This window comes from Xanthomonas sp. WHRI 10207 (assembly GCF_040202975.1).
GTDB lineage: Bacteria > Pseudomonadota > Gammaproteobacteria > Xanthomonadales > Xanthomonadaceae > Xanthomonas.
Map to the genome: position 1 here is coordinate 274326 of NZ_JBEGDX010000003.1, position 26105 is coordinate 300430.

20 protein-coding genes are annotated in these 26105 nt (G+C 65.2%); 8 read left to right on the forward strand and 12 right to left on the reverse strand.

Annotated elements, in window-relative coordinates:
- Nucleotides 1–39 precede the first annotated feature (39 nt).
- Nucleotides 40–933 (forward strand): LysR family transcriptional regulator, encoded by an 894-nt coding sequence (locus tag ABQU90_RS11640; RefSeq protein WP_055853559.1) that lies wholly within the window; start codon nt 40–42, stop codon nt 931–933.
- Between the two features lie 539 nt (nt 934–1472).
- Entirely contained in the window at nt 1473–2672 is a 1200-nt protein-coding gene (locus ABQU90_RS11645) for an MFS transporter (RefSeq protein WP_323521039.1), read from the forward strand.
- A gap of 101 nt (nt 2673–2773) precedes the next feature.
- Here the strand turns inward: ABQU90_RS11645 and ABQU90_RS11650 are convergent, their stop codons facing one another.
- The 3 genes from ABQU90_RS11650 to ABQU90_RS11660 all read right to left on the reverse strand — a co-directional run bounded on the left by ABQU90_RS11650 (nt 2774) and on the right by ABQU90_RS11660 (nt 5896).
- Entirely contained in the window at nt 2774–3583 is an 810-nt protein-coding gene (locus ABQU90_RS11650) for an oxidoreductase (protein WP_311239146.1), read from the reverse strand.
- A gap of 150 nt (nt 3584–3733) precedes the next feature.
- The gene (locus ABQU90_RS11655) at nt 3734–4522 is read right to left on the reverse strand and encodes an SDR family NAD(P)-dependent oxidoreductase (protein WP_323521040.1); all 789 of its coding nucleotides are present in this window, start codon (nt 4520–4522) and stop codon (nt 3734–3736) included.
- A 480-nt stretch (nt 4523–5002) separates the two neighbouring features.
- Nucleotides 5003–5896: a LysR family transcriptional regulator gene (locus ABQU90_RS11660; protein ID WP_323521143.1), complete on the reverse strand. Its 894-nt coding sequence runs from the start codon at nt 5894–5896 to the stop codon at nt 5003–5005.
- 371 nt (nt 5897–6267) lie between these two features.
- Here ABQU90_RS11660 and ABQU90_RS11665 point away from each other — a divergent pair, with 371 nt between their 5' ends.
- The gene (locus tag ABQU90_RS11665; protein WP_323521041.1) at nt 6268–7155 is read left to right on the forward strand and encodes an alpha/beta fold hydrolase; all 888 of its coding nucleotides are present in this window, start codon (nt 6268–6270) and stop codon (nt 7153–7155) included.
- A gap of 114 nt (nt 7156–7269) precedes the next feature.
- Entirely contained in the window at nt 7270–9774 is a 2505-nt protein-coding gene (locus ABQU90_RS11670; RefSeq protein WP_323521042.1) for a S9 family peptidase, read from the forward strand.
- A gap of 147 nt (nt 9775–9921) precedes the next feature.
- On the opposite strand, the gene gvpU is transcribed toward ABQU90_RS11670, so the two are convergent.
- Complete coding sequence (gene gvpU, locus ABQU90_RS11675) at nt 9922–10380, reverse strand: gas vesicle accessory protein GvpU (RefSeq protein WP_055853542.1); 459 nt, start codon at nt 10378–10380, stop codon at nt 9922–9924.
- 164 nt (nt 10381–10544) lie between these two features.
- Between gvpU and ABQU90_RS11680 the strand changes: the two genes are divergently transcribed.
- The gene (locus ABQU90_RS11680; RefSeq protein WP_323521043.1) at nt 10545–11438 is read left to right on the forward strand and encodes a tetratricopeptide repeat protein; all 894 of its coding nucleotides are present in this window, start codon (nt 10545–10547) and stop codon (nt 11436–11438) included.
- 149 nt (nt 11439–11587) lie between these two features.
- On the opposite strand, the gene ggt is transcribed toward ABQU90_RS11680, so the two are convergent.
- The 6 genes from ggt to ABQU90_RS11710 form a co-directional block, all read right to left on the reverse strand.
- Nucleotides 11588–13168, reverse strand: coding sequence for a gamma-glutamyltransferase (ggt, locus tag ABQU90_RS11685; protein WP_323521044.1), 1581 nt, complete (start codon nt 13166–13168; stop codon nt 11588–11590).
- Complete coding sequence (locus tag ABQU90_RS11690) at nt 13168–14628, reverse strand: AtzE family amidohydrolase (protein WP_323521045.1); 1461 nt, start codon at nt 14626–14628, stop codon at nt 13168–13170. Before ABQU90_RS11690 ends, ggt begins: the two co-directional genes overlap by 1 nt.
- A gap of 403 nt (nt 14629–15031) precedes the next feature.
- The gene (locus ABQU90_RS11695; RefSeq protein ID WP_323521046.1) at nt 15032–16576 is read right to left on the reverse strand and encodes an adenosine deaminase family protein; all 1545 of its coding nucleotides are present in this window, start codon (nt 16574–16576) and stop codon (nt 15032–15034) included.
- A 118-nt stretch (nt 16577–16694) separates the two neighbouring features.
- Nucleotides 16695–18008: an NCS2 family permease gene (locus tag ABQU90_RS11700; protein WP_323521047.1), complete on the reverse strand. Its 1314-nt coding sequence runs from the start codon at nt 18006–18008 to the stop codon at nt 16695–16697.
- 400 nt (nt 18009–18408) lie between these two features.
- Nucleotides 18409–19368 carry a PDR/VanB family oxidoreductase gene (locus tag ABQU90_RS11705; protein WP_323521048.1) on the reverse strand — a complete coding sequence of 320 codons (960 nt, stop codon included), beginning with the start codon at nt 19366–19368 and terminating at the stop codon, nt 18409–18411.
- Between the two features lie 17 nt (nt 19369–19385).
- A complete protein-coding gene (locus tag ABQU90_RS11710; protein WP_323521049.1) occupies nt 19386–20438 on the reverse strand; it encodes a Rieske 2Fe-2S domain-containing protein in 1053 nt (350 codons plus the stop codon).
- Between the two features lie 126 nt (nt 20439–20564).
- Between ABQU90_RS11710 and ABQU90_RS11715 the strand changes: the two genes are divergently transcribed.
- The 3 genes from ABQU90_RS11715 (at nt 20565) to ABQU90_RS11725 (ending at nt 23322) form a co-directional block, all read left to right on the forward strand.
- Entirely contained in the window at nt 20565–21482 is a 918-nt protein-coding gene (locus ABQU90_RS11715; RefSeq protein ID WP_115515045.1) for a LysR family transcriptional regulator, read from the forward strand.
- A 204-nt stretch (nt 21483–21686) separates the two neighbouring features.
- Entirely contained in the window at nt 21687–22493 is an 807-nt protein-coding gene (locus tag ABQU90_RS11720; RefSeq protein ID WP_323521050.1) for a TatD family hydrolase, read from the forward strand.
- Nucleotides 22494–22821: 328 nt separating this feature from the next.
- Complete coding sequence (locus ABQU90_RS11725; RefSeq protein WP_323521051.1) at nt 22822–23322, forward strand: hypothetical protein; 501 nt, start codon at nt 22822–22824, stop codon at nt 23320–23322.
- A gap of 218 nt (nt 23323–23540) precedes the next feature.
- Here ABQU90_RS11725 and ABQU90_RS11730 read toward each other — a convergent pair whose 3' ends face one another.
- Both ABQU90_RS11730 and ABQU90_RS11735 read right to left on the reverse strand, forming a co-directional pair.
- Nucleotides 23541–24209 (reverse strand): hypothetical protein, encoded by a 669-nt coding sequence (locus ABQU90_RS11730; protein WP_323521052.1) that lies wholly within the window; start codon nt 24207–24209, stop codon nt 23541–23543.
- A 969-nt stretch (nt 24210–25178) separates the two neighbouring features.
- The gene (locus ABQU90_RS11735) at nt 25179–26066 is read right to left on the reverse strand and encodes a LysR family transcriptional regulator (protein ID WP_115526793.1); all 888 of its coding nucleotides are present in this window, start codon (nt 26064–26066) and stop codon (nt 25179–25181) included.
- Between the last annotated feature and the right edge of the window lie 39 nt (nt 26067–26105).

Consider the following 26105-nt stretch of genomic DNA (forward strand, 5'->3'; position numbering starts at 1 on the left):
GCTGCTACAGTCGGCGCATTCCATGAAAGAGATTCACCAATGGCGCGCGACAATTTCAAGGATTTGTTGGCGCTGATCGCCATCGTCCGCGAAGGCAGCTTCACCCGGGCCGCGGCCACGCTGGGCGTCTCGCAGTCGGCGTTGAGCCATACCATCCGCGGGCTCGAAGCCACGCTGGGCTTGCGCCTGCTGACGCGCACCACCCGCAGCGTGGCGCCCACCGAGGCGGGCGAGCGTCTGATTCAGACGGTGGCGCCGCGATTTACGGAGATCGAAGACGCGCTGTCGGCGCTGAGCGAAATGCGCGATACCCCTGCAGGCAACGTGCGCATCACCGCCACCGACTATGCCGCGCGCGCGATCCTGTGGCCCAAACTGTCCAAGCTGCTGCAGCAATACCCCGACATCAACGTCGAGATAGTCATCGATAATGGACTGACCGACATCGTTGCCGATCGCTACGATTTGGGCGTGCGTCTGGGCGACCAGGTCGAAAAGGACATGATCGCCGCGCGCATCGCGCCCGACATGCGCATGGCGCTTGTTGCATCGCCGTCGTACCTGGCGCGCCGGCCGCTGCCGAAAACGCCGCAGGACCTCACCGCCCATCGCTGCATCAACCTGCGTATGAAAACCGCCGGTGGCATCTATGCCTGGGAGCTGGAGAAGGACGGCCGCGAAGTCATCGTGCGCGTGCAGGGCCAGCTGACCTTCAACGGCACCTATGAAGCGGTGGACGCGGCCGTCGATGGTTTCGGCATCGCGTTCGTGCAGGAGGATCTTGCCCGCGCACATATCAAGGCCGGACGCCTGCGCTGGATCATGAAGGATTGGTCGCCCACCTGGCCGGGCCTGCATGCGTTCTATCCCAGCCGCCGCCACTCGTCGCCAGCGTTCAATCTGGTGCTGGATGCATTGCGTTACAAAGGCTGATGCGCGCGTGTGATGGCGGAGCATTCGGTGCAGGCGTGCGACGCGTTGCATGGATCTGCAGAGATCGGCGAAGCGTTGTTGATGTGAGTCGAACGGCGGCACCGTGAGCCAGGTCGCTGAACTTGAAAACAGGCGCCGCAGCCGCGCAGCTGTAGCAAAGATGGCGTCTGGATCTAGGCTGCACCAGCATTGCATTCGATCTCCCGGTCTGTGCGTGTATGGACGCACCGTCGATCTCCCGTGCATCGCGCGCTTCACCACGATCATCCGCAGACCACGCTCATGAGTGCACCTCATAAGCTCGTGCGGCGCAGGTGTCTTACTCCGCGCACGCGGACCACGTAACCTGCGCAACCTCCAGACACGCGTACGCCGGCGCCGCGATCATGCGCTGCATCACGTTTGTCGTGCGGCCGAAGCAAGTGCGGGCTGGTGCAGTCCATCGCCGCCCGTAGCGCATCCATCCCGAACAACACAGTCGCTTGCGCGCCGTAGCGCACCCATGTGCGTGTGTCCTGTCTCTTACCTAAGGCTTCCCCATGCCAGCCAACACCTTGACCACCGATACAGCCCAGCCCGATGCCGTTGTCGCGACCCGTCAGACCTGGAGCGCGGTCGGCTCGATGTCGCTGTGCGTTGCGCTGTTGATCGCATCGGAATTCATGCCGGTGAGCCTGCTGACGCCGATTGCTGCGGACCTGCACGCAAGCGCCGGCATGGCCGGGCAGGCGATCTCCATCTCCGGCCTGTTTGCGGTGATCGCCAGCCTGCTGATCGCGCCGCTGTCGTCGCGTTTGAACCGGCGCCATGTATTGCTGGGCCTGAGCGCGGTGATGTTGCTGTCGTTGTTGTTGATTGCCAGCGCACACAGCTTTGGCATGTTGATGGTCGCGCGTGCCTTGCTCGGCATCACCATCGGTGGGTTCTGGGCGCTGTCCACCGCCACGGTGATGCGCATCATGCCCGAGCATGCCGTGCCCAAGGCATTGGGCATCGTGTTTATCGGCAATGCCGTCGCGACTGCCTTTGCCGCACCGCTGGGCAGTTATCTCGGTGCCATCATCGGCTGGCGTGGTGTGTTCTGGGGCATGGTGCCGTTGGTGGTGCTGGCCATCGCCTGGCAATGGCGCAGCCTGCCGTCGATGCCGGCGCAAGGTGCCAGTTCGCTGCGCGATATCGCCCGCTTGTTGAAGCGCCGCTACGTCGCTCGCGCAATGCTCGCGGTGATGCTTGGCTTTGCTGGCGCATTCTCTGCATTCACCTACTTCCGCCCGTTCCTGGAAACCGTCGCGCAGGTCGATGTGTCGCAGCTGTCGTTGTTGCTGCTTGGCCTGGGTCTTGCCGGCTTCGTTGGCACCTACGCGGCCACCGCGCTGGTCGCCAAGCGGCTGTTCGGCTTGCTCAGCGTGTTGCCGGCCGCACTGGGCGTCGTCACGCTTGGCATGTTGCTGGGCGGCCACGTGCTGTGGGCGGTGGCGGTGGCAATGATCGCCTGGGGCACGCTCAACGCGGCAATTCCGGTGGCGTGGTCCACCTGGCTGAGCCGCTGCATCAAGGATGCGCCGGAAAGCGGCGGCGGCTTGATGGTGGCTGCGATCCAGTTGTCCATCATGCTCGGTGGCGCGCTGGGCGGTGTGTTGCTGGATCACCTGTCGATCGGCGCCACATTCATTGGGGCAAGCGTATTGCTGCTGGCCTCCTCGCTGGTGGCGAGCAACGGCGCGCGGCTACAGCCGTGATGCCAGCGCTCTCGCCGGCACGGACGCAGCAACACGCAAAGCGCGTTGCCTTGAGCGCCGCGTCAGCTGAGCTTCGCGCGGCGCGTACCCCAGGGCTGGAATCAGCCCATGCCGAATTGCTTGTGCAGTACCTTGTCCAGCAACGCGCGTGGCAAAAATCGCCGGGCGAATGCGCCTTGCCGTGCCGACTTACCCGAGGGATAGCGCAGCTTGGGGTGCTGGTCGCGGGCCGCCCGCACGATGGTCTCGGCCACGCTGTCGGCGCTGTCGGCAACCGCCATCGCCGTGTCGTAGGCGCGCTGGTAGCTGGCGCGTAGCGCATCGTAGGCTGGCAGCAGGCGGTCCGCCGTTGCGGTGCCCGACTCGAAACCGGTCTTGGTGGCGCCCGGCTCGATGACCGCCACGCGAATACCGAAGCCGCGCACTTCATGATCGAGCGATTCGGAATAGCCTTCCAGCGCGTGCTTGGTGGCCGAGTAGTACGCACTGAAGGGTGCCGGCAGCAAGCCCAGACCCGAGCCCACGTTGAGGATGCGCCCGCTGCGTTGCGCACGCATGATCGGCAGCACCGCATTGGTCACCCGCACCACGCCATGCACGTTGGTGTCGAACAGCGCACGCACCTGCTCGATCGAGCTTTCCTCGGCGGCCCCGGTGATGCCGATGCCGGCGTTGTTGACCAACAGGTCGATGCGTCCTTCGCGCGTCTGTAGCGTTGCGATGGCGGCCTGCACCGACGCATCGTCGGTGACGTCCAGCGCCAGCAACGGAAAGCCGCGCTGCCCTGCATCGGCGCCGCGGCGGCTGGTGCCATAGACGGTGTAGCCGGCAGCGGCCAGTTGCGTGGCCGCGGCAAGGCCGATACCTGAAGAAGCGCCGGTGACCAGCGCCACGGGATGCTTGGATGTCATGGAATGTTCTCGATGGTCACGGCGAAGAAGGAGCGCGTTGCCACACGTGGAGTGTGCGGTAACGCGTGGCTGTGTTGCTGTGCGGCCGGCTGACGCGCGGCGTGCAGGGCTGTTGTGGCCTCACCCGCGCAGCCGCGTTGTGGATTGCGCTTAGGTGCTGGTGTGATACCGCTCGGCCGCATGCGCCTGGCGCAGGTCCGACAGCAGGCCCTGGCGGGCGCCGTCCAGTGCGTCCCAGCGTTCGGCCACGTGCAGCGGCGGGATGGTGATCAGCTCGCGGCGGTCGAAACCGACCAGCGCCGCATCGACCAACTCCTCCACGTCCATGACCTCGGGCAATGCATTGACGTCCATCCCGGCGCGCTCCCAGATCTCGGTGCGGGTGGCGGCCGGCAGCACGGCCTGCACGTAGACGCCCTTGGGCGAGAGTTCCACGTGCAGGCCCTGCGACAGGAACTGCACGTAGGCCTTGGTCGCGCCATAGACGGTGGCGGCGAACTCCGGCGCCAGCCCGACTACCGAGCCGAGGTTGACGATGGCGCCGCGACCGGCAGCGGCAAGGCGCGCGGCCACCGCCGCCGCGAGGCGGGTCGGTGCGGTGGTGTTAAGCGCGACCAGGCGCTCGATGCTGGCGGCATCCTGGTCCAGAAACCCACCGGACTGCGCAATGCCGGCGTTGTTGATCAGGATCTCGATCTGGCTGTCGTCGCGCAGGCGCGCCTCGACCGCCTCCAACTCAGAGTGGCTGGTCAGGTCTGCCTGCAAGACGTCGACCGTGACGCCGTGGGCGTCGCGCAAACGGGCGGCCAATGCCTCCAGGCGCTGCTTGTCGCGCGCCACCAGCACCAGCGCATGGCCGCGCTGCGCAAAGCGCTGGGCATAGACGGCGCCAATGCCACTGGAAGCGCCGGTGATCAGAACAGTGGGACGCATGGTCATGACAGGTCTTCGAGTTGAGATGGAATTTATGATGATTATCATCATCTAAAAAAGCAAGCGTTTGCTGATGCTCGATGTCGGGTCCTGCCAAGGACTGGTTGGATGGGCGCCGCGCGTGCCCGGGCAATCGGCCGGGCAGGGTGTTGTTGGGTAGGCGCGGTGGAACCCCGTGCAGCGCTGTCGTCAGACTGGCGTTGCATCGACAATCCGAACGGCTGCCTGGGGACTTGCGAAGTCCGCTGCGTCAACGTGACCGGTGACGGGCGCTGTTTAACGCCGTGGCGAACGCATCTTGCGTGCGCATGCATCGCCGGGCATCGGCTGTCTCGGCAATGCATCCGCGGCCAGCTAGGCCAGCATTGTTGGGCCGTGATTCCGGTGCACTCATCGAGCAGGCGCAATGCAGCAATCCCGTCGACGTGGTCTGACTGGCTAGCCGCTGCATGAGGGGACAACCCGGAAGCAGTGACGGCGAAACGTCTAGCTCAGCGATGCAGCAGAAATCAGATCCTGCCGCAGGGCATCCACGCAGTCATCGACAAACGTGCGCACCTTGGATGAGCCCCGACGGCCTTCCACGTAGACCACATGCACCGGTTCCGGTGCGATCTCGAACGTCTCGAGGATGCACGTAAGTGTGCCGTTCTGGAGGTGTTCGCGGATCTGGTAAGACGGCACTTGCGTCAGTCCCCAGCCCTGTACCGCGGCGCCGATGGCGGCCTTGGACGAGGTCACGCTGAGGCGTGAGCCAACCTCGACCAGAGAGTCACGCCCATCGATGCGAAACGGCCACTTGGGTGCGCGCTCCGAAGATGCGACCGAGAGGGTGTGGTGCTGCGATAGATCGTCTGGATGCTGCGCAATGCCGTGTTCTGCCAGATAGCTTGGCGACGCGCAGACCATGCGACGCACGCTGCCCACCGGGATCGCGGTCAACGATGAATCGGGGAGTGCGCCGATGCGCACCGCGACGTCGATGCCCTCGTCCAGCAGTGGTAGCACGCGGTCGGCCAGAATGGCGCGTGCTGTGACCTTTGGGTAACGACTGAGAAAGCGCGTCAACACCGGCATGACATGCAACGCGCCGAACATCTGCGGAGCCGTCACCGTCAGCGATCCGCTGGGGAGTGCGTGCAACCCGGCTGCTGTATTTTCGACATCCTCCAGGTCGGCCAACAGGCGTCGGCAGTCGATGGCGTACTGCTGTCCAGCCTCGGTGAGCCGCATGGTGCGGGTGGTGCGTACCACCAACAGCACGCCGAGGCGTTTTTCCAGCTGCGCGATGGTGCGCGTCACCGTGGCGGTGGAAATGCCAAGGCGGCGTGCGACGCCGGCAAAGCTCGCTTGCTCTGCAAGTGCGGCAAACAGCGTCATTTCCTGGATGCGATCCACCGGTGCCTCACGCTTGGTTATCGCCACAGAGTAGCAGTGCGCCGCCGATGCACGGTGCAGGGCAGGGCGTGTGCAGGGAGCGCCGCAGCATTGCGAGCGCCGCAATGGTCAATTGATGGGCGCGGTGGTTCTGCTGCTGCGAAGCGAGGCCTAGCATGTCGATCACTTCATCCGATCGTCGACGTGCCATGACGCAGTCCGCTTCACCCATCACGCTCAATGCCGATCACGCGATCGAACTCGGCCGCCGCAAGATGCTTGTTTCGTGCATCGGAACGGCAGTCGCGCTGGGCGCCGGCAGCCTGCATGCAGGTGCGCTTTCCGGCAACACGCAGACCAATAAAGGAGCCGCTATGTCTCATGATCCAAGCATCAACGTGACCTACAAGACCCAGCGCGTCGGCGATGTCGAGGTGTTCTATCGCGAAGCCGGGCGCGCGGATGCGCCTGTGTTGCTGTTGCTGCATGGCTTCCCCAGCGCCAGCCACATGTTCCGCGATCTGATGCCGTTGCTGGCAAGCCGCTACCGGTTGATTGCACCGGACCTGCCGGGCTTCGGCAATACCAAGGCGCCGCCACGCGGGCAGTTCGATTACACCTTCGAACAGCTTTACAAGGTGATCGAGGGCTTTACCGAAGCGCTGGGACTAAGCCGTTACGCGCTGTATCTGTTCGATTACGGCGCGCCGGTCGGGTTTCGCCTGGCTGCGGCAAACCCGCACAAGGTGAGCGCCATCATCAGCCAGAACGGCAATGCGTACCTGGACGGCTTCAGCGACCAGTGGGGTGCGTGGCAAGCGTATTGGCGCGAGCCGACTGACGCCAATCGTGAAGCGTGCCGCGCCACCTTGTCGCCGCAGACCACGCGCGACTGGCAATACGGCACCGGTGCCGACCCGAGCAAGCTCTCGCCCGATGGCTACACGTTGGACATCGCGTACATGGCGCGCCCCGGTGCGGAAGACATCCAGCTGGATCTGATCCTGGATTACCGCAGCAATGTGGCGGCCTATCCGGCATTCCACGCGTATTTCCGCAAGCATCAGCCGCCGTTGCTGGCGGTGTGGGGCAAGCACGATCCGGCCTTTATTCCGGCGGGCGCGCAGGCGTATGCCAAGGATCTGCCGAAGGCCGAAATCCATCTGCTGGACACGGGGCACTTCGCGCTGGAAACGCATGCGCCGGAGATCGCGCAGTACATCGGTGAGTTCCTGCAGCGGACGCTCACGGCATCGGCGTAACCGGCGCGTTTGCACGCGTGCTGCGGACGCGGCGACAGGGCTGCGTGCGCACGCAGATGTAGGGCTGCAGGCGCGTGCTAGTTTGCTGCGATCATTGCCCAGAGAACGACCGAGATGCTCAGCGCGTACCGATGGAGCGGGTGGCTGGTGCTTGCCAGCCTGTTGCCGGTGTCTGCCTTTGCCGCCACGCCCGATGGCGGTTACCGGCAGCCGCCGGAGCCGCTCTTGAGCGTGTTGCGCGCGCCGCTCAATCCATCGCCGCGGCTGGATCCCACCGGCAAGACCCTGTTGCTGGTGCAGCGCACGCAGTATCCACCGATCGCGCGCGTGGCCGAGCCGTACCTGAAGCTGGCCGGCGTGCGGGTGGAGCCGCGCACGCATAGCCGTCACGACATGTCCAGCGGCTACGGCATTCGTTCCTGCCTGGAAGGCTTCAGCCTGGTCGACGTCGCCACTGGCAAGCAGACCGCGGTGACCCTGCCGGCCGGCGCCTGCCCGGCAGCGCCGGTGTGGTCGCCGGACGGGCGCCGCTTCGCCTTCAACAACACGGCCAACGATCGCGTCGAGCTCTGGGTGGGCGAGGTGGCCACCGGCAGCGTGCGCAAGATCGACGGTGTGCAACTCAACCCGGTGCTGGGTGGCGAAATCCAGTGGTTGGGCGGCAGCGACACCTTGCTGCTGAAGACGGTGCCGCACGACCTGGGCGCCGCGCCGCGCAAGGCGGCGGTGCCGCCGGGTCCGGAGGTCAAGGAAACCATCCAGGGCAAGGGCGAAAGCAGCACCTACGAGGCGCGCGACACGCTCTCCAGCCCAGAAGACGAGGCCTTGTTTAGCTACTACGCCACCTCCCAGCTGCTCACGGTGGATGCGGCCACCGGCAACCAGCGCAAGCTCGGTTCGCCTGCGGTCTACAGCAACGTGGATGGCGCGCCCGATGGCCGCCACGTGCTGGTGGAGCGGTTGAAGCAGCCGTATTCCTACGTCACCACTTATGCGCGCTTCGCCCACGAGGTGGCGGTGCTGGATCTGGCCAACGGCAGCGAGCGCAGGCTGGCCGATCTGCCGGTTGCCGACCGGGTGCCGGTGCAAGGGGTTGCGATCGGCCCGCGCGCCTATTCCTGGCGTGCCAATCAACCGGCCACGCTGGTCTGGGCGGAGGCGCTGGATGGAGGCGACTGGAAAACCAGCGTGCCCGCGCGCGACAAGCTGATGACGCTGGCTGCACCGTTCACCGCCAAGCCGCGTGAACTCACGCGCGTGCAGCAGCGCTATGCCGGCCTGTCGTGGTTTGCCGAAGGCGGCCGGGCGCTGTTGGACGAGTACGACGAAAACCGCCATTGGCGTCGCACCACGCTGCTGGATGCCGACCGCCCCGGTACTGCCGGGCGGGTGTTGTTCGACTTGTCCACCGACGACCTGTATGCCGATCCCGGCGTGCCGGAAACGCATCTGCTGGCCAACGGCCAGGCCGTACTGCGCGAAGAACAGGGTGCGTTGTTCCTGAGCGGGCAGGGCGCCTCACCGGCGGGCGACCGGCCGTTTCTGGATCGCTATGCACTGGCCAGTGGCAAGACCCAGCGACTGTTCCGCAGCGACGCCAGTGTGGACGAACTGTTCTTCGGCTTTGCCGGCGATGACGTGTCGCGCCTGCTGACCTGGCACCAGTCGCCGACCGACCCGCCCAACGTGTATCTGCGCACGTTGGGTCAGCCATTGCCGACGGCGGCGACGGGTGAGGCGATCCTTGCCTCCACTGCCACGCCGGTCACCCGTTTCCCGGATCCGACCCCGCTGGTGCGGCAGATCAAGAAGCGCCTGGTGACTTACAAGCGCAAGGATGGCGTGGAGCTGTCGTTCACCCTGTACACGCCGCCCGGCTATAAAGAAGGCACGCGCGTACCGGCGATCCTGTACGCCTACCCGCTCGACTATGCCGACCCCCCCAAGGCCGGCCAGGTCAGCGGCGCCAGCGAGCGCGACTTCACCCGCCTCAGCTACTACCAAGTGCTGCTGTTGGCCGGTTACGCGATCATCGACGATGCCGCCTTCCCCATCGTCGGCGACCCCAAGACCGCGTACGACACCTACCTGCAGCAGCTGGTGGACGACGCCACCGCAGCGGTGGACAAGGCAGTGGAGCTGGGTGTGGTCGACCGCCAGCGTATCGGCGTCACCGGGCATAGCCACGGCGCGCTGATGACGGCCAACCTGTTGGCACACACCGACCTGTTCCGCGCCGGTGCCGCCACCAGCGGCAGTTACAACAAGACGCTGACGCCATTCGGTTTCCAGAGCGAGCGACGCTCGTTCTGGGCCGCGCCGGAGATCTACGCGCAGGCATCGGCGTTCTTCCACGCCGACAAGATCAACGAGCCATTGTTGATCGTGCACGGCATGGACGACGCCAACCCCGGCACCGAAACCACCCAGGCACCGCGCTTGTTTCAGGCGATTCGCGGCAACGGCGGCACCGCACGGCTGGTACTGCTGCCGTTCGAACCGCACTGGTATACCGCACGCGAATCCACCGAAGACGTGGTCGCCGAGATGCTGGACTGGTTCGACCGTTACGTGAAAAATGCGCCGCCGCGTGATGCGGCTGGCAAGCCAGCGCGGTAAATCATGGGCCACTGGCGCTGGCTGGAACAGCGGCGGCAACGCACGCCGCTTTCGCCGTTGTGCAGCGCTGCAGCATGCCTGGAGATCCGTTCGAACAGTTTGATGTGAGGTGGCGAGCACCTCACACCAAAGCGGAGCGTGCTGGGCTTAGTCTGCCGACAGCGATCCCAACGTAAAGCCAGACACTGCATTGACCTTGCCGCGCCACAGCACGCCGCGGTTGCTGGGCAGCGGCTGGCCGCCGGGCGAGAAGCAACGTGACTCGATCAGGTGAATGAACTGCGGCGGCCTGCTGCTTTGCTGCGCATCGTCCTCGGTGTCGTAGATGCTGGCATGGCTGGCAAACGCGCGACGGATATCCTCTTTTTCCTCGGCATCGCCGGGATAGGCAGCGGAAAATTCCTGCGCAAACGCTTCGAAGTATTGCTTCCCGCTAACCAGCTGGCCGGAAACGATGATGCCTTCCACAAACAGCGTGATGCCGAACTGCACGTTCGAGGTGTTGACGGTTGCGACCAGCTTCTGCAGATACCAATCCAGGCTCTGGCCGTCGAACGCCAGCTTGACGTCTTCCAGACTCGGTTGATTGTCTTCTTGATCTGTCATGTGGCTCTCCTTGGTGGAAGGTTTGATGCGTCTGTCGAAATAAGCGTGGCGATGTCCCTACTCATCGCCCCGCATGCCCAAGAAAGCAAGTGCATCACTGTCCAGTGATTGGCGCAGTTGGGTCCGCTATGGTCGCCTTGGAGAGCATGCCCAGAGTCTATGACATGTTCACCTTGTCGGCCTGCTTCGGCCGGAATCTCGATCCTAAGCGCCAGCGCGTGCTGCTGCGTAGGCTTTCTGCTCGCGTGCGTGTTCGATTGGGGTGTCGGTCAACGTTTGTTGTTGAGCGCCGGGCAGTCGCGGCGCAGCTTGGCGGTCCGCAGCGGTGTGAGCGACGGCTCGGCATAGGCCTGGATGACCAAGGTTCTCTGCGGAACGTGCGCGGCTGGAGGTGGCTTGCTTCGACACGTGTCAGCCTTGATGGCATCGCGATGCCTGCCCGCCTCTTCATTGAGGAGCGCCGATACAATCACACCGCGTCGAGAGAACAGGCCAATCGTCGTGGCTCCCCGATAGGCGGTGGATTTCCAAAAAAACGCCATCGGCTGCGTGTCGCCCAGCCAGCACTGGAAGATGTAGAGCCACTTGCGAGGGTGGTTGCCGAGCGAAGAAGGGACATGCCATTGCAACGATTTGGCTCGGTTTCGATCAAGATTTACCTGTGTCGTCTAAACAGAAGCGCGCCGCCAATGAAGACTGTAGAAGCCTGCAACATGCTGGTCCAAGAGGGATATCTCTCTCCAGAGAAGTGGGAGGCGAATCTTGCGCAAGCTCAGCGGCTGCTTTCCGAAGCGCTGGTGGACGATTCAGACAACCCGCTTCTGCGCACCTGCCTGGGTGCAGTTCTTTGCGATCAAGGCCAACACACAGACGCCGCACTGCAATTGCGCCATGCGATAGCGCACGGCTCACAAGACAGAAATACCTTCTTCAATCTCGGGGTTGCACTGCTCAACTCCAGAAGCGGCAAGGACGCCATGACGTTCTTCGACAAGGCACGATCATGTCAGGCCTCGCCTCTGTCCTGGCAGGCGTACTTCGACCCTCAGGCGCACTGAAAGCATTAGGTTGATGTGCAGTCTTTGAGCTGCGGCCTGGGATGCGTCAGCCCGCATTTGATCTGTGTGGTCCCCAGGGTTGGAAAACGCGCCAGGTCTTGGCTTCCCTGATCTTGTCGGTCCGCTTGGATGACTCCAAGCCTCAACCCTCACCACCCAGCCACCGCGCCATCGGAGCGGGGGTCACTGGCGCCGCTGATCACGCCATCCACCTCGCGCACTAACGCGCCGGCATGGCCCATCACCGAGGTGTAGGCGGGTAATAGTTCCACTGCATGTCCGGCGTCGCGCAGTGCCTGTACCACGGCCGGATCGAAGCGGTCTTCCAGCTTCAGCGAGGTGCTGTCTTCGCCCCAGGTGCGGCCGAGCAGCCAGCGCGGTGCGGTGATGGCCTGTTGCAGCGGCATGCCGTAGCGGGCGTAGCGCGAGAACATCGCCGCCTGGGTTTGCGGTTGGCCTTCGCCGCCCATGGTGCCGTAGGTCATGACGCGGCCGTCGTCGAAGGTGGCCAGCGCGGGGTTGAGCGTGTGGAAGGGTTTGCGCCCTGGGGCGAGGGCGTTCCAGCCATCGGGTGCGAGACGAAAGCTGCAACCGCGGTTTTGCCAGGTGATGCCGGTGCGTGGCAGGACCAGGCCGGAGCCGAATTCGAAATAGGTGGACTGTATGCAGCTGACCGCGCGGCCGTGCGCGTCGATGGCGCCGAACCAGACAGTGTCGCCAGCCTGCGAGGGTTGCGGCCACGGCAACGCGGTGGTCATGTCGATGCGCGCGGCGAGTGCGTCGAGCGCGGCGCTATCGTCGAGCAGCGCCTGTGCGTCGAGCGACATCCATGACGGGTCGCCGATGTGCGCATCGCGAATCAGGAAGGCTTGTTTGGTGGCTTCGATCAGGCCGTGCAGATGCGCGTAGCTGTCCGGCTGGTCGGCATGCAGGCGATCGAACAAGGCCAGGATCAGCAGCGAGGCCAACCCTTGCGTGGGCGGTGCATGGTTGTACAAGCGCGCACCGGCGATGGCGACCGACAGCGGCACGCTGACGTCGGCGCTGTGTGCGGCCAGGTCGTTAGCCTGCAGCGGGCTGCCGAGCGTGTGCAGATCGGCGGCGATGTCGTCGGCCAGGGCGCCGCGGTAGAAGCTGTCCAGCCCATCGCTTGCCAGCCGCTGCAGGGTGCGCGCGAGTTGCGGCTGCTGCAGCACTGCGCCTTCGTGCAGGGGCGCGCCCCGTGGCTCGAAGATGCGCGCATACGCGCCGGGCAGGCAGCGCAGTGCATCGCCCTTGCTGGCGGCGACGTGTGCACCGCCGAGGGTGATGGGGACGCCTGCGTCGGCGTGATGGATGGCCTCTTGCAGAAGCTGCGGCAAGGACAGTGCGCCACCGGCCTGTTGCAGCGCCAGCGCCCAGCCGGAGACGGTGCCAGCCACGGTGTTGGCTGCACCCGGGCCGCGCCAGGGGATCTGCGTGTGGCCGCGATAGAAGTCCAGCGTGGCCGCCTGCGCGGCGCGGCCGCAGGCATCGATGGCGTGCACGCGGCCGTCGGGCTCATGGATCAGCCAGAAGCCATCGCCGCCGATCCCGGTCATGTGCGGATACACCACGGCCAGGCAGGCGGCGGTGGCGACGGCCGCTTCGATGGCGTTGCCGCCGGCGCGCAGGATGTCGCGCCCGGCTTGCGCGGCCAGATGGTGCGGGGCGACGACCATGCCGCGACGTGCGCGCAAGGTGTGCAGCATCAGGGTGTCTCCGGCGGCGCGCTGAAGGCGAGCAAGCCGTCGCGCTCGAGTTGTGCGGCGAGCGCGAACAGGCGGTCTTCGCGGCCAGGTGCGGCGATCAATTGCACCCCCAGCGGCAGGCGCCCTGGACGCGGCAACGGTGCGGCCAGCACCGGGCAGGCGGCCAGGCCGAGCGGTTGGGTGAAGATGCCGAGGTTGGCGCGCGCAGACACGGGCAGGCCATCGATCACGATGGTGTCCTGATCGATGCGCGGCGCAACGCAGGGCGTAGCCGGGGCGATCAGCACGTCCACGTCGTCCCACAGCTGTTGCATGGCTGCGCGAAACCAGTGTGCGAAGCGGTGTGCATCGGCCACCGCGCTGGCCGGCAGCTGCAGACCGGCGAACAGGCGGTCGCGCGTGGCCGGGTCGAATTGATCGCCATGCGTGGTGAGTGCTGCGCGATGGCGGTGACCGCCCTCGGCCGCGGTGAGCACGAAGGCGGCGGCGCGGGCGCGCTCTGCTTCCGGCAATTCGACCAGCGTGCTGCTGTTGCAGGCGGCCAGTAACGCGCCGATGCCGGCATCCAGCTCGGGATCGAGATTGCGTTGAAACCAGCCGCCAAGCCTGGCGATACGCAGGTTGGCGACGTTGCAACTGCGCAGCGCATGGCCGTGCATGACTTCGTACACGCGGCGCAGGTCGGCCACCGAGTTAGCGAACGGGCCGACCACATCCAGTGCATCGACGAACGGAAACACGCCCTCCAACGGCACGGCGCCATGGGTGGGGCGCAGGCCGTACACGCCGCACAGCGCGGCCGGCACGCGGATGGAACCGTTGGTGTCCGAGCCGAGTGCGAACGGCACCAGCCCGGCCGCCACTGCTGCCGCCGAGCCGCCGGACGAACCACCGGCCAGATGCCGGTGATCGTGCGGGTTGGCGGTGGTGCCGTAATGCGCGTTGACGGTGGCAAAGCCGTAGGCGAATTCGTCCATGTTGGCGGTGCCCACCAGCACCGCGCCGGCGTCGCACAGGCGTTGCACCACCGCCGCATCGCGGCTGGCGGGCGCGCACTGCGCGCGGACCACGGCGCCAGCGGTGGTGACCTGGCCGGCGACGTCGAACAGATCCTTGACCACGAACGGCACCCCGGCCAACGCACCACCATCGCTGCCGCCGGCCAGCGCGGCCTGCACGCGCGCAGCATCGGCAGCGGTGCGTGCGGGCAGCAGGCGGGTGATCGCGCATAGGCGGTCATTGGCCTGGTTGATGCGCGTGAGCGTCTGGGTGGCATGACGTGCTACCAGCGTGGGCTGGCTGCGGGTGGTGCTGACAATCGCTGCGATCTGGCCGCGCGGGATGGTGGTGTCCGGTGATGCGGGACGCGGGACGATGAAGTTGGCGAGTAGCTGCGCGTGGCCGCGCAGGACCTCGCTATTGCGATCGATGCCGGCCTGCCACTGCGCTGGGAGTTGCATGGGGTCACCTTGGGTTGCTGGGAGTGGTGCGGGTGTGTGCTGCGTTACTGGACCGCGGCGCCTGCGGCTGTGGGGCCAGGCGACGCTGCGGATGCGCGATCAAAGCACGATGCGGCGGGAAAGTGCGGCGATTTTGTCTCAGCGTGTTGCGCTCTGGACGCTAGCCCCTTTCTGCGGGTGATGCGTTAGGTGAGGGTGCCCGATAGGTTGGGGATGCGTGGGGCACTGGTAGCGCGCAAGTGGGTCATTGCGCTTGGGTCGGGAAAAGGACGGTACTGCGGCGACGATGGAGCGGACCTCGCATGCGTAGGAGCGTGCCTGCGCGCGATGACGCTGTATCGATGAAGTCCATCGCGTGCAGACGCGCTCGCATGTTGCGTGTTTCATAAGCATGGTCTCGGCCCTAGTTGCGTTGCGCCAGCAACGTGCGCTCGTACTGCGCCAGGTCGGCTTCCAGCTGCCATTGCAAGCGTGCCTTCTCGCTGGCCTTGCGGAACTCGGCGCAGGCCGCATCGTCGGTTTCGCGCTGCATCGCTGCGGCACAGGCCGGCACGGCGGCGCCTTCGGCGGTCCACAGGCTGGCGCCGGGCAGAAAGCTATAACTCAGGCCGTTGCGTGCCAAATGTTTAAGAGTCGGGTAGTCGATGCCTTGCTCCTGCATGGCACGCTGATATTCGTGGGTCATGTCCGCACGCGAAACGCCGGCATCGTCGGTGGACAGCACCACCGGAACACCGGCGCGCAGATACATCGCCAGCGGGTGCGCAGCGCCTTTGACGCCCAGAATCACATCGTTGCTGGTGAGGTTGATCTCCACCGCAACCTGTTGGCTGCGCATCTGTTGCAGTAGCCCATTGGCATCGTCTTCGTAGGGCAGATCCACCCCATGGCCGATGCGCCGCGCACCGGCGTCCACGGCCTGGCGGATATGCGAGCGCAGTTGCGCTGGCGGCACCAACCCCAGCGTCAGCTCACCGGCATGCAAGGACAGCGGCACCCCCGGATAGCGCGTAGCGAAGAAGCGGAACATCGCCATATGCCGGGTGTAATCGGCCAATGCCACCGGGTGGTCCTCGGGCGCGACGATATTCACCGCCACCGCGCGACTGCCACCAGCGGCGATCAGGGCATGCGCCAGCGCCATCTGCCCGAACACCATCGGTTGCGGCAGCACGCGCAGCACATAGGGTACGTAGCGATAGCTCACCTGGCAGCCGGGGCGTGCATCGGCCTGGTCACAGCGCAGGACGCGGCGTACCTGCGTGTCGCTGGCCGCCAGCTCGCGTTGCGCGGCCTGTACCAGCGGCGGCAAGGCGTCCTGCAGGGCGCGCAGGTTTGCGGCATCGTCATCACCATTCCACGGCAGCGACTGCATGCGCTGCGCTGCCTGATCCATCTGTGGCGGGTTGGCGATGATCTCCACATACGGCACGTTGTCGCGTGCGGCCTGGTCGAGCACCGCAGCCACGGTATCTGCTACACGCGCACGCACTACCGCGTCGAACTTGCCGAAGGTGCTGAAGAACTGGTCATGCCCGCTGGGCTGGGCAGCATCGGGGAGAAACTTGCGCATCGACAATGCATCGACCACCCGTCCGTACAGCGCCGCATTGCGCGCGGCCAGACCGCGTGCGGGCTCCTGCCCCTGACCGCACGGCGCAGCGCGCAGGCTCAGGTCGTCCAACTGCACGCAGGCACCGTCTTCGCTGGCCCACTGCAGATAGTCCTCGGCATACATCGAACCGGAGAGATGATTGTGCAGGTCGCCGCCCTTGGGCATGGCCTGCAGCCACGCGCGTAATTGCGCAGGTTGCGCGGCCGCGTCGTGGAACAACTGCGCCACCTGCTGCTCGCGGTGTTGCGCGGGCGCTTGCGCAGGACGTGCGAGCGTCATGCCTGGTAACAAGGTGCACAAGGCAAGGATCAGACAGCGATAACGATGTGGCATGCGGTGAACTCTGGGAAAGAGGCGGCAATGCTGTGGCGCTGCCGGTTGCGATGCAGCTTGCCGCGCGACGCTGCGCGTGGCCAGTGGGGTGTAAATTGAAATAGCTGCGGCGATCCGCTCATTCCAACGCATAGCGCAGCACGAACAGGCCGGCAATCGCCCAGGTGGCCGGATGCACCGCGCGCCAGCGGCCGCTACCCAGCTTGAGTGCTGCGTAGGTGATGAAGCCGAAGGCCAGGCCGGTGGCGATGGAGTAGGTGAGCGGCATCGCCAGCATGCAGATCGCGGCCGGTAGTGCGTCGCCGACATCGTCCCACTGGATCTGCGTGCACTCGCGCAGCATCACCGACGCCAGGTAGATCAGCGCCGGTGCGGTGGCATACGCCGGCACCATCGCCGCCAATGGCGAGAACAACAGCGCCAGCAGAAACAGCGCTGCCACCACCAGCGCGGTGAGGCCGGTGCGCCCGCCTGCCTGCACGCCGGCAGCGCTTTCCACATAGGCGGTGGTGCTGGAGGTGCCAAGCAGCGAGCCGGCCAGGATGGCGGTGCTGTCGGCGAGCAGGGCGCGGTCGAACTGGCGACGGTGCGCCGGGGTACGCAACAGGCCGGCGCGCTGTGCCACGCCCATCAAGGTGCCGGTGGCATCGAACATCTCCACCAGCACGAACACCAGCACCACGTGCAGCACGGCGGTCAATGCGCCGCTGCCGCCATGGCCCTGCAAGGCGCCGGCAATATCGAGCTGCAGCAGGGTAGGCGCCAGGCTCGGCGGCAGCGACAGCACGCCCTGGTACTGCACCAGACCCAGCGCCAGCGCCGCCACGGTGACCGCCAGGATGCCCAGCAACATCGCCCCACGCACGCGGCGGACTTCGAGCACGCCGATCAGCAGCAGCCCCGCCAGCGCAAGCAACGGCTCGGGACGATGCAGGTCGCCCAGTGTCACCAGTGTCTGCGGATGCGCCACCACCAGCCCGGCTTTTTGCAATCCGATCAGCGCCAAAAACAGGCCAATACCTGCCGCAATCGCACTGCGCAACGCGGGCGGAATGCCATCCACCAGCCAGCGCCGCGCACCGGTGACGCTGAGCAGCAAGAACACGCAGCCGGAGACGAACACCAGCCCCAGCGTCTGCTGCCAGCTGTAGCCCAGCGTGCCCACCACCGAGAAGGCAAAAAACGCATTCAAGCCCATGCCCGGCGCCATCCCGATGGGATAGTTGGCCAGCACGCCCATCAACAGCGAGCCGAGCGCGGCGGCCAGACGGGTCGCCACGAACACCGCGCCGTGGTCCATGCCGGTGGTGGCCAGAATGTCGGGGTTGACGAAGACGATGTAGGCCATCGTCAGGAAGGTGGTGGCGCCGGCCAGAACCTCCGTGCGCACGCTGCTGCCATTGGCTGCAAGCGCAAATCCTTGCCAGCGCATCAGCATGCGCCCCGGCAAGGGCGGGCGAAGGCGATCACACAAACAACCATCGGCAGACATCTCATCGACACAGGGGGACACGCGCGGTCGCGGTGGACGCGCGCGGGGCGATCATCTTGCACTGTGCGACGGCGGTTGCCACGGACCTTGGGCACGGAATGCGGCGCAGGCGCGTTGCGTCTTGCGTAGCAGGAAGGCATGCCGGCCCCTGTCTGGCTGGGGTTGTGCCAACGTTGCGCTGTGCCCGCCTCAATCGCTCCGTGCAAGAAGACGCAGCGCTCACGCCTGTCCGCAGGTTTCGGCGGCGCTGGTGCGTGCATCGCGCTGCGGCGTTAACCGCATCACCCACCTCCGCGCTCGCTGTCGTCCTGTCTGCATACGCGCATGCCGCACGGAGCGCTCAAAGATCCAGCACCAAGCGCGGCGAACGGCTGCGCGAGCAGCACAGCGTGATCTGCGCATTGGCGGCGCGCTCGCTGTCGTTGAGCACACTGTCGCGGTGATCCGGCGTGCCGGCGATGACGCCGGTCAGGCAGGCGCCGCACATGCCTTGTTCGCAGGACAGCGGCACCGCGATACCGGCATCCAGCAAGGCGCTGGCGATGCTGCAATCGGCTGGCACCTGCACCACGCGGCCACTGGCGGCCAGTTCCACTTCAAAGGCGTGGTCGGCATCGTGCGCGAGGCTGAGCGCGGCGGGGGCGAAGTGTTCGCGGTGCAGCTGCGCCGCCGACCACCCGTACGCCTGGGCGAGTGTGGTGAAGTGATCCATGAAGGCGGCCGGCCCGCACAGATACAGTTGATCGCGCGCACCTGCCTGGGCGAGTGCGTCGGGCACATGTACGCGCGGACTCTGCCCGCCATCGCTCAGATGCACGTGCACCTGTCCATGGCTGAAGCCTTGTTGCAGCCGCTGCACGAAGGCCACATCGGCATGCCGGCGTGCGTAGTAATGCAGCACGAACGGCTCGCCACGTGCTTCCAGCGCTTCGGCCATCGACAGCAGCGGGGTGATGCCGATGCCGGCGGCCAGCAGCACATGCCGCTCGCCCGGATGCAGCGGGAACAGATTGCGCGGGCTGGAAATCTGCAGGCGGTCGCCGGTGCTGAGCTGCTCGCACAGGTGCCGCGAGCCACCGCGCGAGGCGTCGGCCAATTTGACGCATAGCAAATAGTGATCGCGCGCATGCGGTGCGCTGGCAATCGAATATTGCCGGATCAAGCCATCCGGCAGATGCAGGTCCACGTGCGCGCCGGCCTCGAAGGCAGGCAGTTCGGAATCGATCGGTTCCAGCCGGATCGCACGCTGGCGATGGCCCTGGTCCACCACCGCGGCAACGCGCACTTGATGCAGGCTCATGGCAGTGTCCTTGGCGGTCAGCGTAGAAAGAAGTCGCTATAGCCCTGGCTGCGCAGGCCACGGCGATAGGCGATCGAGCTGCGGTCGGCCGGGATGTGCACCTCCAGCAGTGGGTCAAGCGGCAGGTATTCGGGGCGCTGCGCTTCGACCATGGCGCGGTCTTCCTCGAATACGCGCAGGTTGAAGGCGTGCACGTCTTCCACCGGTAGATGCGTGTCGAAGTTGCGTGCGATCGGCACCAGCAGCCGCGTCTTGTGCTTGGACACCGGGCTGGCGGCATTCATGATCACCAGCCGCTTGCCCGGCACCGGGAAGTGGATGGTAAGCGTGGCAGTAAACGGCAGATGGATTTCAAAGTGCCGCAGCCACTGGAACCTTGGGTCCACCTCCGGCAACGGCATGTCCACCGAATAGTTGGCCACGCTGCTGAGGTAATCGGCGTTGAAGCCGGTCGGCGTTTCGGTGGTGGTGTAGGCCGGTACCTCGCGCTTGTCCGGCTGGGCGAAGGTGGCGGTGTGCACGAAGGCGAAATGCGCCACGTCGATGAAGCCTTCCAGCTGGCGGGCGGCGCTGCCGCCGATGTCGAACGCCGGGCACACGATCTGCTGGAAGCCGTCCTCGTCCCAACCCGGCATCGGCGGGATCTGCACCTCGGCCGCGCTCACTCCGGCCGGTTTGGCCAGGCACACCCAGATCAAGCCGTAGCGCTCGGCCACCGCATAGGTGTGCAGGCGCATCTTGGCCGGGATGTTCTGAGTTGGGCTGGCCGGGATGTGATTGCAGCGCCCGCCCGCGCCGAAACGCAGGCCGTGATACGCACACACCACGCCGCCACCGTCGGCGGTGCCCATGCTCAGCGGCACGCCGCGGTGCGGGCAGACATCGCGCGCGGCCACCAGCTCCTCGCCCAGCCGGTACAGCACCAGCGGCTCGTCCAGCAGGGTGGCCTTGAACGGCGCCTGCCCCACCTCGCTGCTCAGCGCCACCGCATGCCAGTGCTGGGCCAGGCGCTGCCAGTCGGCGGCTTCGAAGGTGCAGTGCAGCGGCAGGGCGGGGACGGCGACATCCATGGGGCGGTCTCTGGCGTGAGGCGGGAGCGGTGCCCGATTGACTCTAGGAAGCCGGGGGTGTGTGATCAAACATCGTTTTTCCGCCAAGCCATTGCAAAAAATGCAACACCAACCGAGCCCCACCGCATGCTGACCTTCTCCCGCTTCACCCGTTACTTCATCGAAGTGGCCCGCTGCGGCAGCATCCGCAAGGCGTCCGACGTGTTGCACGTGTCCGCCTCGGCGATCGACCGGCAGATCCTCAAGGCCGAAGAGGAGCTGGGCGCGCAGCTGTTCGAGCGCCTGCCCGGCCGGCTGCGGCTGACCGCCGCCGGCGAGCTGCTGCTGGTGGATGTGCGCGGCTGGGAGAAGGCCTACGCGCGCACCCTGGAGCGCTTCGACGAGCTCAAGGGGCTGCGCCGCGGGCATGTGGAGATCGCCATGATCGACGCACTCAGCGAAGGCGTGGTGCCGGCAGCGGTGGCCGCGCTGGTGCAGGAATACCCGGGCATCACCTTCAATCTGTCTACCGCGCGCAATCAGCGGGTGATGGAAATGGTGACCTCCGCCGACGTGGATATCGGCTTGCTGCTGGACCCGGTGAGCAGCGTGGACCTGGAGGTGCGCGCGTTTGCGGATATCCCGTTGGGCATTGCCATGCCGGTCGGCCACCCGTTGAGCACGCGCACCGAGCTGCAGCTGAGCGAAACGCTGGAGCACCGGTTGCTGCTGCCGGCCGCGCCGCTGATCGTGGGCGAGCACGCCAAGGTGCTGTACCAGCGCCAGCACATCGACGTGAAGCGGCTCACCCATTGCAACGATGTGCGCACCCTGCGCGGATTGGTGCGCGCGGGTGCGGGCGTGGGTCTGATGTCGTGGTTGGATGCGGCGCCCGACGTGGCCGATGGGCGACTGGCGTTCGTGCCGTTCCGCCAGCACCTGACCAAGCCGATGACGCTGGCGTTGTGCGTGGCCCCACAGCGACAACTCTCGCGCTCGGCGCAGCTGGCAATCCAGGCGCTGGCGGCGAAGATCGATGCGATGGTGGTGCCAGTGGTGGGGTGAGTGTGTTGCGCAAGCGGCCCTCACCCCTGCCCCTCTCCCGCAGGCGGGAGAGGGGAACGGCAACGCGTTTGTACAGGCGGATGGCATGCAGACGCCGCAACGGCTATCCCTTCTCCCGCCTGCGGGAGAAGGTGCCCGCAGGGCGGATGAGGGTAACGCTCACCCAGTACAATCGCATCTGCTCTTTCAGGCCACACCCGCACCATGCAGTTGATCGATATCGGCGCCAACCTCACCCATGATTCCTTCGATCGCGACCGCGACGCCGTGCTGCAACGCGCACGCGAGGCGGGCGTGGCGCAGCTGGTGATTACCGGTGCCAGCCGCGAGCATTCGCCGTTGGCCCTGCAACTGGCGCAACAACATCCCGGAGTCTTGTACGCCACCGCCGGCGTCCACCCGCATCATGCCGTGGAATTCACCGCCGAATGCGAGGCCGAAATGCGCACCTTGCAGGCGCATCCGCAGGTGGTGGCGGTGGGCGAATGCGGGCTGGACTACTTCCGCGATTTCGCACCGCGCCCGGCCCAGCACAAGGCCTTCGAGCGGCAGCTGCAACTGGCCGCCAACAATGGCAAGCCGCTGTTTCTGCATCAACGCGATGCGCACGACGACTTTTTGTCCATCATGCGCAGCTTCGACGGCAAGCTGGGTGCGGCCGTCGTGCATTGCTTCACCGGCACGCGCGAAGAACTGTTCGCCTATCTGGATCGCGACTACTACATCGGCATCACCGGCTGGCTGTGCGACGAACGCCGTGGCGCGCATCTGCGTGAGCTGGTCCGCAATATCCCGGCCAACCGCTTGATGATCGAAACCGATGCGCCCTACCTGTTGCCGCGCACGCTCAAGCCCATGCCCAAGGACCGCCGCAACGAGCCGATGTTTCTGTCGCATATCGTCGAAGAACTGGCGCGCGACCGCGGCGAAGACGTAGCGGTGACCGCTGCCAACAGTACCGCTGCGGCGCGCGCATTTTTCCGTTTGCCGGCAGCTCAGGCGGCCAATTGAAGATACGCAGTTATCGGCTTCCGCATCGCCGAGATATCGCATCGAGGAAGTGAGTGCGCTGGTTATCCGCACCATCGCGCGCTGTTTCGTGCATTGACGATGGTGCCGAAGACACGATGGCTGTCGTTCGATAACCCGCTGCCCGCTAGCACCTGTGCACTGCGCTAAAACCGCCAGATTCACCTCGATCTCGTCGTGGAGACCAGGGCACTTAAAGGCACGACGTGTAGCCGGCCGCTAACGCGATAGTGCAGCGTGCAGCCACGTAGCGCGTTGTCGAGTGATGTGCCGGTGTTGTCACGCGCAGGTCGTCATGCGGTCACCGCCAGTGTCCACCTTCGCCGACGGGCAATCGGCCCTCGCACCGAAGGGAAAGACCATGCGCATTTCTCGTTACCTGGAGCGCGGCGTGTTCGCCGTGGCTGCAGTGCTCACCTTGACCCTTGGCGGCGTCACGTCGGCCTACGCGGATTCGTTCAAGGTCAGCGGGAATCTGTCCTATCGCTCGACCGAGGTGAAACGCCTCGCCAATTGTGCGGCGGCGCACTGGTACAACAAATCCGAATCGGGCGCCAAGCTCACCGGCTGCGACAATGCCGACAAGGATGCTTACTGGGACGCGATCCATTTGTCCGCCGCAACGCAGATGGAAATCGTTGGCGAGCGTGTGGGCTATTACAAAGGCGCATGCCCGCCCAAGCGCGGTTATGCGTACATCAAGTGCTACTACGTGGGTGGCCACGCCCGGGGCAATCCGGTCATGACGGTAGCGGTGGAGTCGTCCGGCCTGGGTGGGATGACTGCCCATGTGACCTGGTACTACCTCTGAGTTTGCAACGCGACCGATGCACTGGGCTGCCACATCGGTGGCGGCGCAGTGCTTGGGTCGAGTACGTCAGCCAGTGGCTGCGCGATGGCAGAGCGCCGTGCTGTGGCTATCGCCCACCAGCACGGCAGCACGGAAGCGGAGCAAAGCATGCATGGTTGAAGTGACGGCGATGCGGCGCGACGCTGCCTTGCACTGCAAAGCCATCGTGGTGCCGTGGCCTAGGCAGCCAGCAGTTCCCAGCCCTGCGCATCGCGCAGCCGCAGGCCCGGCTGTGGTGCATCCACGCTGACGCGCAAGCCGTCTGCCCACGGCAGCTGGCGTTGTTGCGGGAACCAGCGCCGGCGCTGATCCACCACGATCAACAAGCCGTCATCGTCGCCCAGCGCGACAAAGCCTTCCACGGCCGGCGCAAACGGGTGCACGCCGAAATGATGACCAACGCTGCTGGTTACCGAGGCCACGTTGCTGCTGGGTAGGCCGATCTCGCTCAGGCACAGCAGTTCGCTGCCATGAAATATGCCCTGGCCGGTGGGTGCGTCTTGCAGTGCATTGCGCGCAATCAGTTCGAGCACGGCGCCATCGGGGCCGGCAAAGTAGACCGAACGCGATTGCCACACGCCATCGAGCTGGAAGCGTTCCTGGCCAGCGGGATCGGTGAGCAGCGTTGCACGTGCGCCGATCCAGGCCGCCGCTGCATCGAAGCGCGCAGGCGCCACGTTGAAGGCCAGGTGCACGCTGCCCACAGGCTGCTGCGCCTGGATGCATTCCAGCGTGCTCCAGCCGATGCGAACGCTGTTGCCCGACAGTGGCAACTGCAGCGTATCTGCATAGAAGCGCAGGCTGAGGGTCGGATCGAGGCAGGGTAGAACAAGCTGGCGCAGTTGCATGGCGATACTTCTGTAGCGGGGAAGTCCATATTGAACAACCTCAATCACGGTTGAGATCAAGACCCCGTTGCCAACAAAGCGCTGTAGTCGTGATGGCAGGCCCGAACCTGATCGCGCTAAATGTGACCGGAATATGTCGCATGGCGAACCCGTGGGGCATTACACGAAGTTGCCTCCGTTTTTTTTGCAGAGCCGTCAAGTAGAGTCCGGATGTGATTAGCGATTGTCACTGCGCGCAACAGCGGATGCAAGTTGCCATCCTTGGGTGGAACCCATTGCACAATGATGACCGCGGTCACCGGAAGTCCCGTCAAATGGGTTTCTCATCTTTAATCGATCAAAATCCGGGAGTGAATAAAAATGAGCATAAAGAGTTCGTTTATGGCCGCCAGCGTGCTGGCAGCATCGCTGTGCTTTTTGCCGAGTGCCAATGCCCAGTTGAGCCAGGATTACCATGTGTTGATGGTCGGTGTTCCGAATAGCAGTAACATCAACTCAGTTTATGTGGTTGGCAGAGGTATCAATAATACAGGATTTGAAACGTGTATTAGAGTGACTCGTGGAAACGATCGTGGAGCAATCACGTGGGTTACACCTCCCCAATCTCTGGTGGCCAACGGAACACCTGTAACCATTCGTGGATTTACTTCAACTCGTTGTCTGAACGGTATCGTGCTACGTAGGATGTCGACTGTCCCAGGGTTTGACCGTCTTACAAATTTCTGGTTCTCACTGCGCTGATATCTGCCGCGCATATCACTGCTGCAGTCAGGGCATGTCGCTGGCAGCAGTGATGCGTGACGGCATGGACCTTGTTCCAAGCAACGGATTACCCTGGGGGTAGGAGTAAAGCGGCGAGAGCGGTGCGGCAAGCCAGTGCGCAGGTGTGGAAAGTGCCGCGCCCGCTGCCGGGCGCGTAAAGGGCGATCAGCCGCTTGAGGTCGTTGCGACGTCGGTTCTTGATTACATTCAGATCAATTCCGCCAGCCCCCATAAATGGCGCACCAGCGGAGCGCTGTCCAGCGCGCCCGGTGCAACCGCCAGGGCCAGTCGAGCGAGCGGCATGCGCCCTTCGATATCCAGGTAGCGCACGCCGGGGCGCTGCAATTGCGCGGTGGAGGCGGGCACCACCGACACGCCCAGTTCGGCGGCGACCAGGTTGATGATCGACGACATCTGCGGCGCCTCCTGGGTGATGCGCAAGGTCACGCCCGACTCGCGGCACGCAGCGAGGATTTCGTCGTACAGGCTCGAACCGAAGCTGCGCGGAAACAGGATGAACGGCTCGCCGGCCAACGCCGCCAACGGCGCGCTGTTGTGGGCGGCCAGCGGGTGCGCCGCCGGCACCGCGATCTTCATCGGCTCATCGGCAAAGCGCAGTAGCTGCAGGTCCGGTGGCGTGCTCAGGCCGTAGCGGACGAACGCCGCATCCAGGCGGCCATCGGCCAGGCCCACCAGCAGGCTGGCGGTGTTGGTTTCTTCCAGCAGCAGTTCGACCTGCGGCCATTGCCGACGGAAGTCGCGGATCAGGCGCGGCACCACCGGGCTGAAGGCGGCCGAAGCGGTGAAGCCCATGCGCAGCCGGCCGGATTCGCCGCGCGCCACACGCCGGGCGGTTTCCGCGGCGCGCTCCACATCGGCCAGCACCCGGCGCACTTCGCCGAGAAAGGCCTCGCCGGCCGGCGTCAGTTCCGCGCCGCTATGGGTGCGGCGGAACAGCGGCGTGCCCAGCTCGCGCTCCAGTGTCTGGATCTGCTGGCTCAGCGGCGGCTGGCCGATGCCGACCCGTGCCGCAGCGCGGGTGAAGTTGCCTTCCTCGGCAACCGCCAGGAAATAGCGCAGGTGACGCAGCTCCATGGTATCTGTTTCATATATGGCAACTGCCAGCATCATATA

What these genes read in the sequence shown, in the direction of transcription:
- ABQU90_RS11640 (WP_055853559.1), top strand. Translation starts at nt 40, where the DNA reads ATGGCGCGCGACAATTTCAAGGATTTGTTGGCGCTGATCGCCATCGTC.
- ABQU90_RS11645 (WP_323521039.1), top strand. Translation starts at nt 1,473, where the DNA reads ATGCCAGCCAACACCTTGACCACCGATACAGCCCAGCCCGATGCCGTT.
- ABQU90_RS11650 (WP_311239146.1), bottom strand. Translation starts at nt 3,583, where the DNA reads ATGACATCCAAGCATCCCGTGGCGCTGGTCACCGGCGCTTCTTCAGGT.
- ABQU90_RS11655 (WP_323521040.1), bottom strand. Translation starts at nt 4,522, where the DNA reads ATGACCATGCGTCCCACTGTTCTGATCACCGGCGCTTCCAGTGGCATT.
- ABQU90_RS11660 (WP_323521143.1), bottom strand. Translation starts at nt 5,896, where the DNA reads ATGACGCTGTTTGCCGCACTTGCAGAGCAAGCGAGCTTTGCCGGCGTC.
- ABQU90_RS11665 (WP_323521041.1), top strand. Translation starts at nt 6,268, where the DNA reads ATGTCTCATGATCCAAGCATCAACGTGACCTACAAGACCCAGCGCGTC.
- ABQU90_RS11670 (WP_323521042.1), top strand. Translation starts at nt 7,270, where the DNA reads ATGCTCAGCGCGTACCGATGGAGCGGGTGGCTGGTGCTTGCCAGCCTG.
- gvpU (WP_055853542.1), bottom strand. Translation starts at nt 10,380, where the DNA reads ATGACAGATCAAGAAGACAATCAACCGAGTCTGGAAGACGTCAAGCTG.
- ABQU90_RS11680 (WP_323521043.1), top strand. Translation starts at nt 10,545, where the DNA reads ATGTTCACCTTGTCGGCCTGCTTCGGCCGGAATCTCGATCCTAAGCGC.
- ggt (WP_323521044.1), bottom strand. Translation starts at nt 13,168, where the DNA reads ATGCTGCACACCTTGCGCGCACGTCGCGGCATGGTCGTCGCCCCGCAC.
- ABQU90_RS11690 (WP_323521045.1), bottom strand. Translation starts at nt 14,628, where the DNA reads ATGCAACTCCCAGCGCAGTGGCAGGCCGGCATCGATCGCAATAGCGAG.
- ABQU90_RS11695 (WP_323521046.1), bottom strand. Translation starts at nt 16,576, where the DNA reads ATGCCACATCGTTATCGCTGTCTGATCCTTGCCTTGTGCACCTTGTTA.
- ABQU90_RS11700 (WP_323521047.1), bottom strand. Translation starts at nt 18,008, where the DNA reads ATGCGCTGGCAAGGATTTGCGCTTGCAGCCAATGGCAGCAGCGTGCGC.
- ABQU90_RS11705 (WP_323521048.1), bottom strand. Translation starts at nt 19,368, where the DNA reads ATGAGCCTGCATCAAGTGCGCGTTGCCGCGGTGGTGGACCAGGGCCAT.
- ABQU90_RS11710 (WP_323521049.1), bottom strand. Translation starts at nt 20,438, where the DNA reads ATGGATGTCGCCGTCCCCGCCCTGCCGCTGCACTGCACCTTCGAAGCC.
- ABQU90_RS11715 (WP_115515045.1), top strand. Translation starts at nt 20,565, where the DNA reads ATGCTGACCTTCTCCCGCTTCACCCGTTACTTCATCGAAGTGGCCCGC.
- ABQU90_RS11720 (WP_323521050.1), top strand. Translation starts at nt 21,687, where the DNA reads ATGCAGTTGATCGATATCGGCGCCAACCTCACCCATGATTCCTTCGAT.
- ABQU90_RS11730 (WP_323521052.1), bottom strand. Translation starts at nt 24,209, where the DNA reads ATGCAACTGCGCCAGCTTGTTCTACCCTGCCTCGATCCGACCCTCAGC.
- ABQU90_RS11735 (WP_115526793.1), bottom strand. Translation starts at nt 26,066, where the DNA reads ATGGAGCTGCGTCACCTGCGCTATTTCCTGGCGGTTGCCGAGGAAGGC.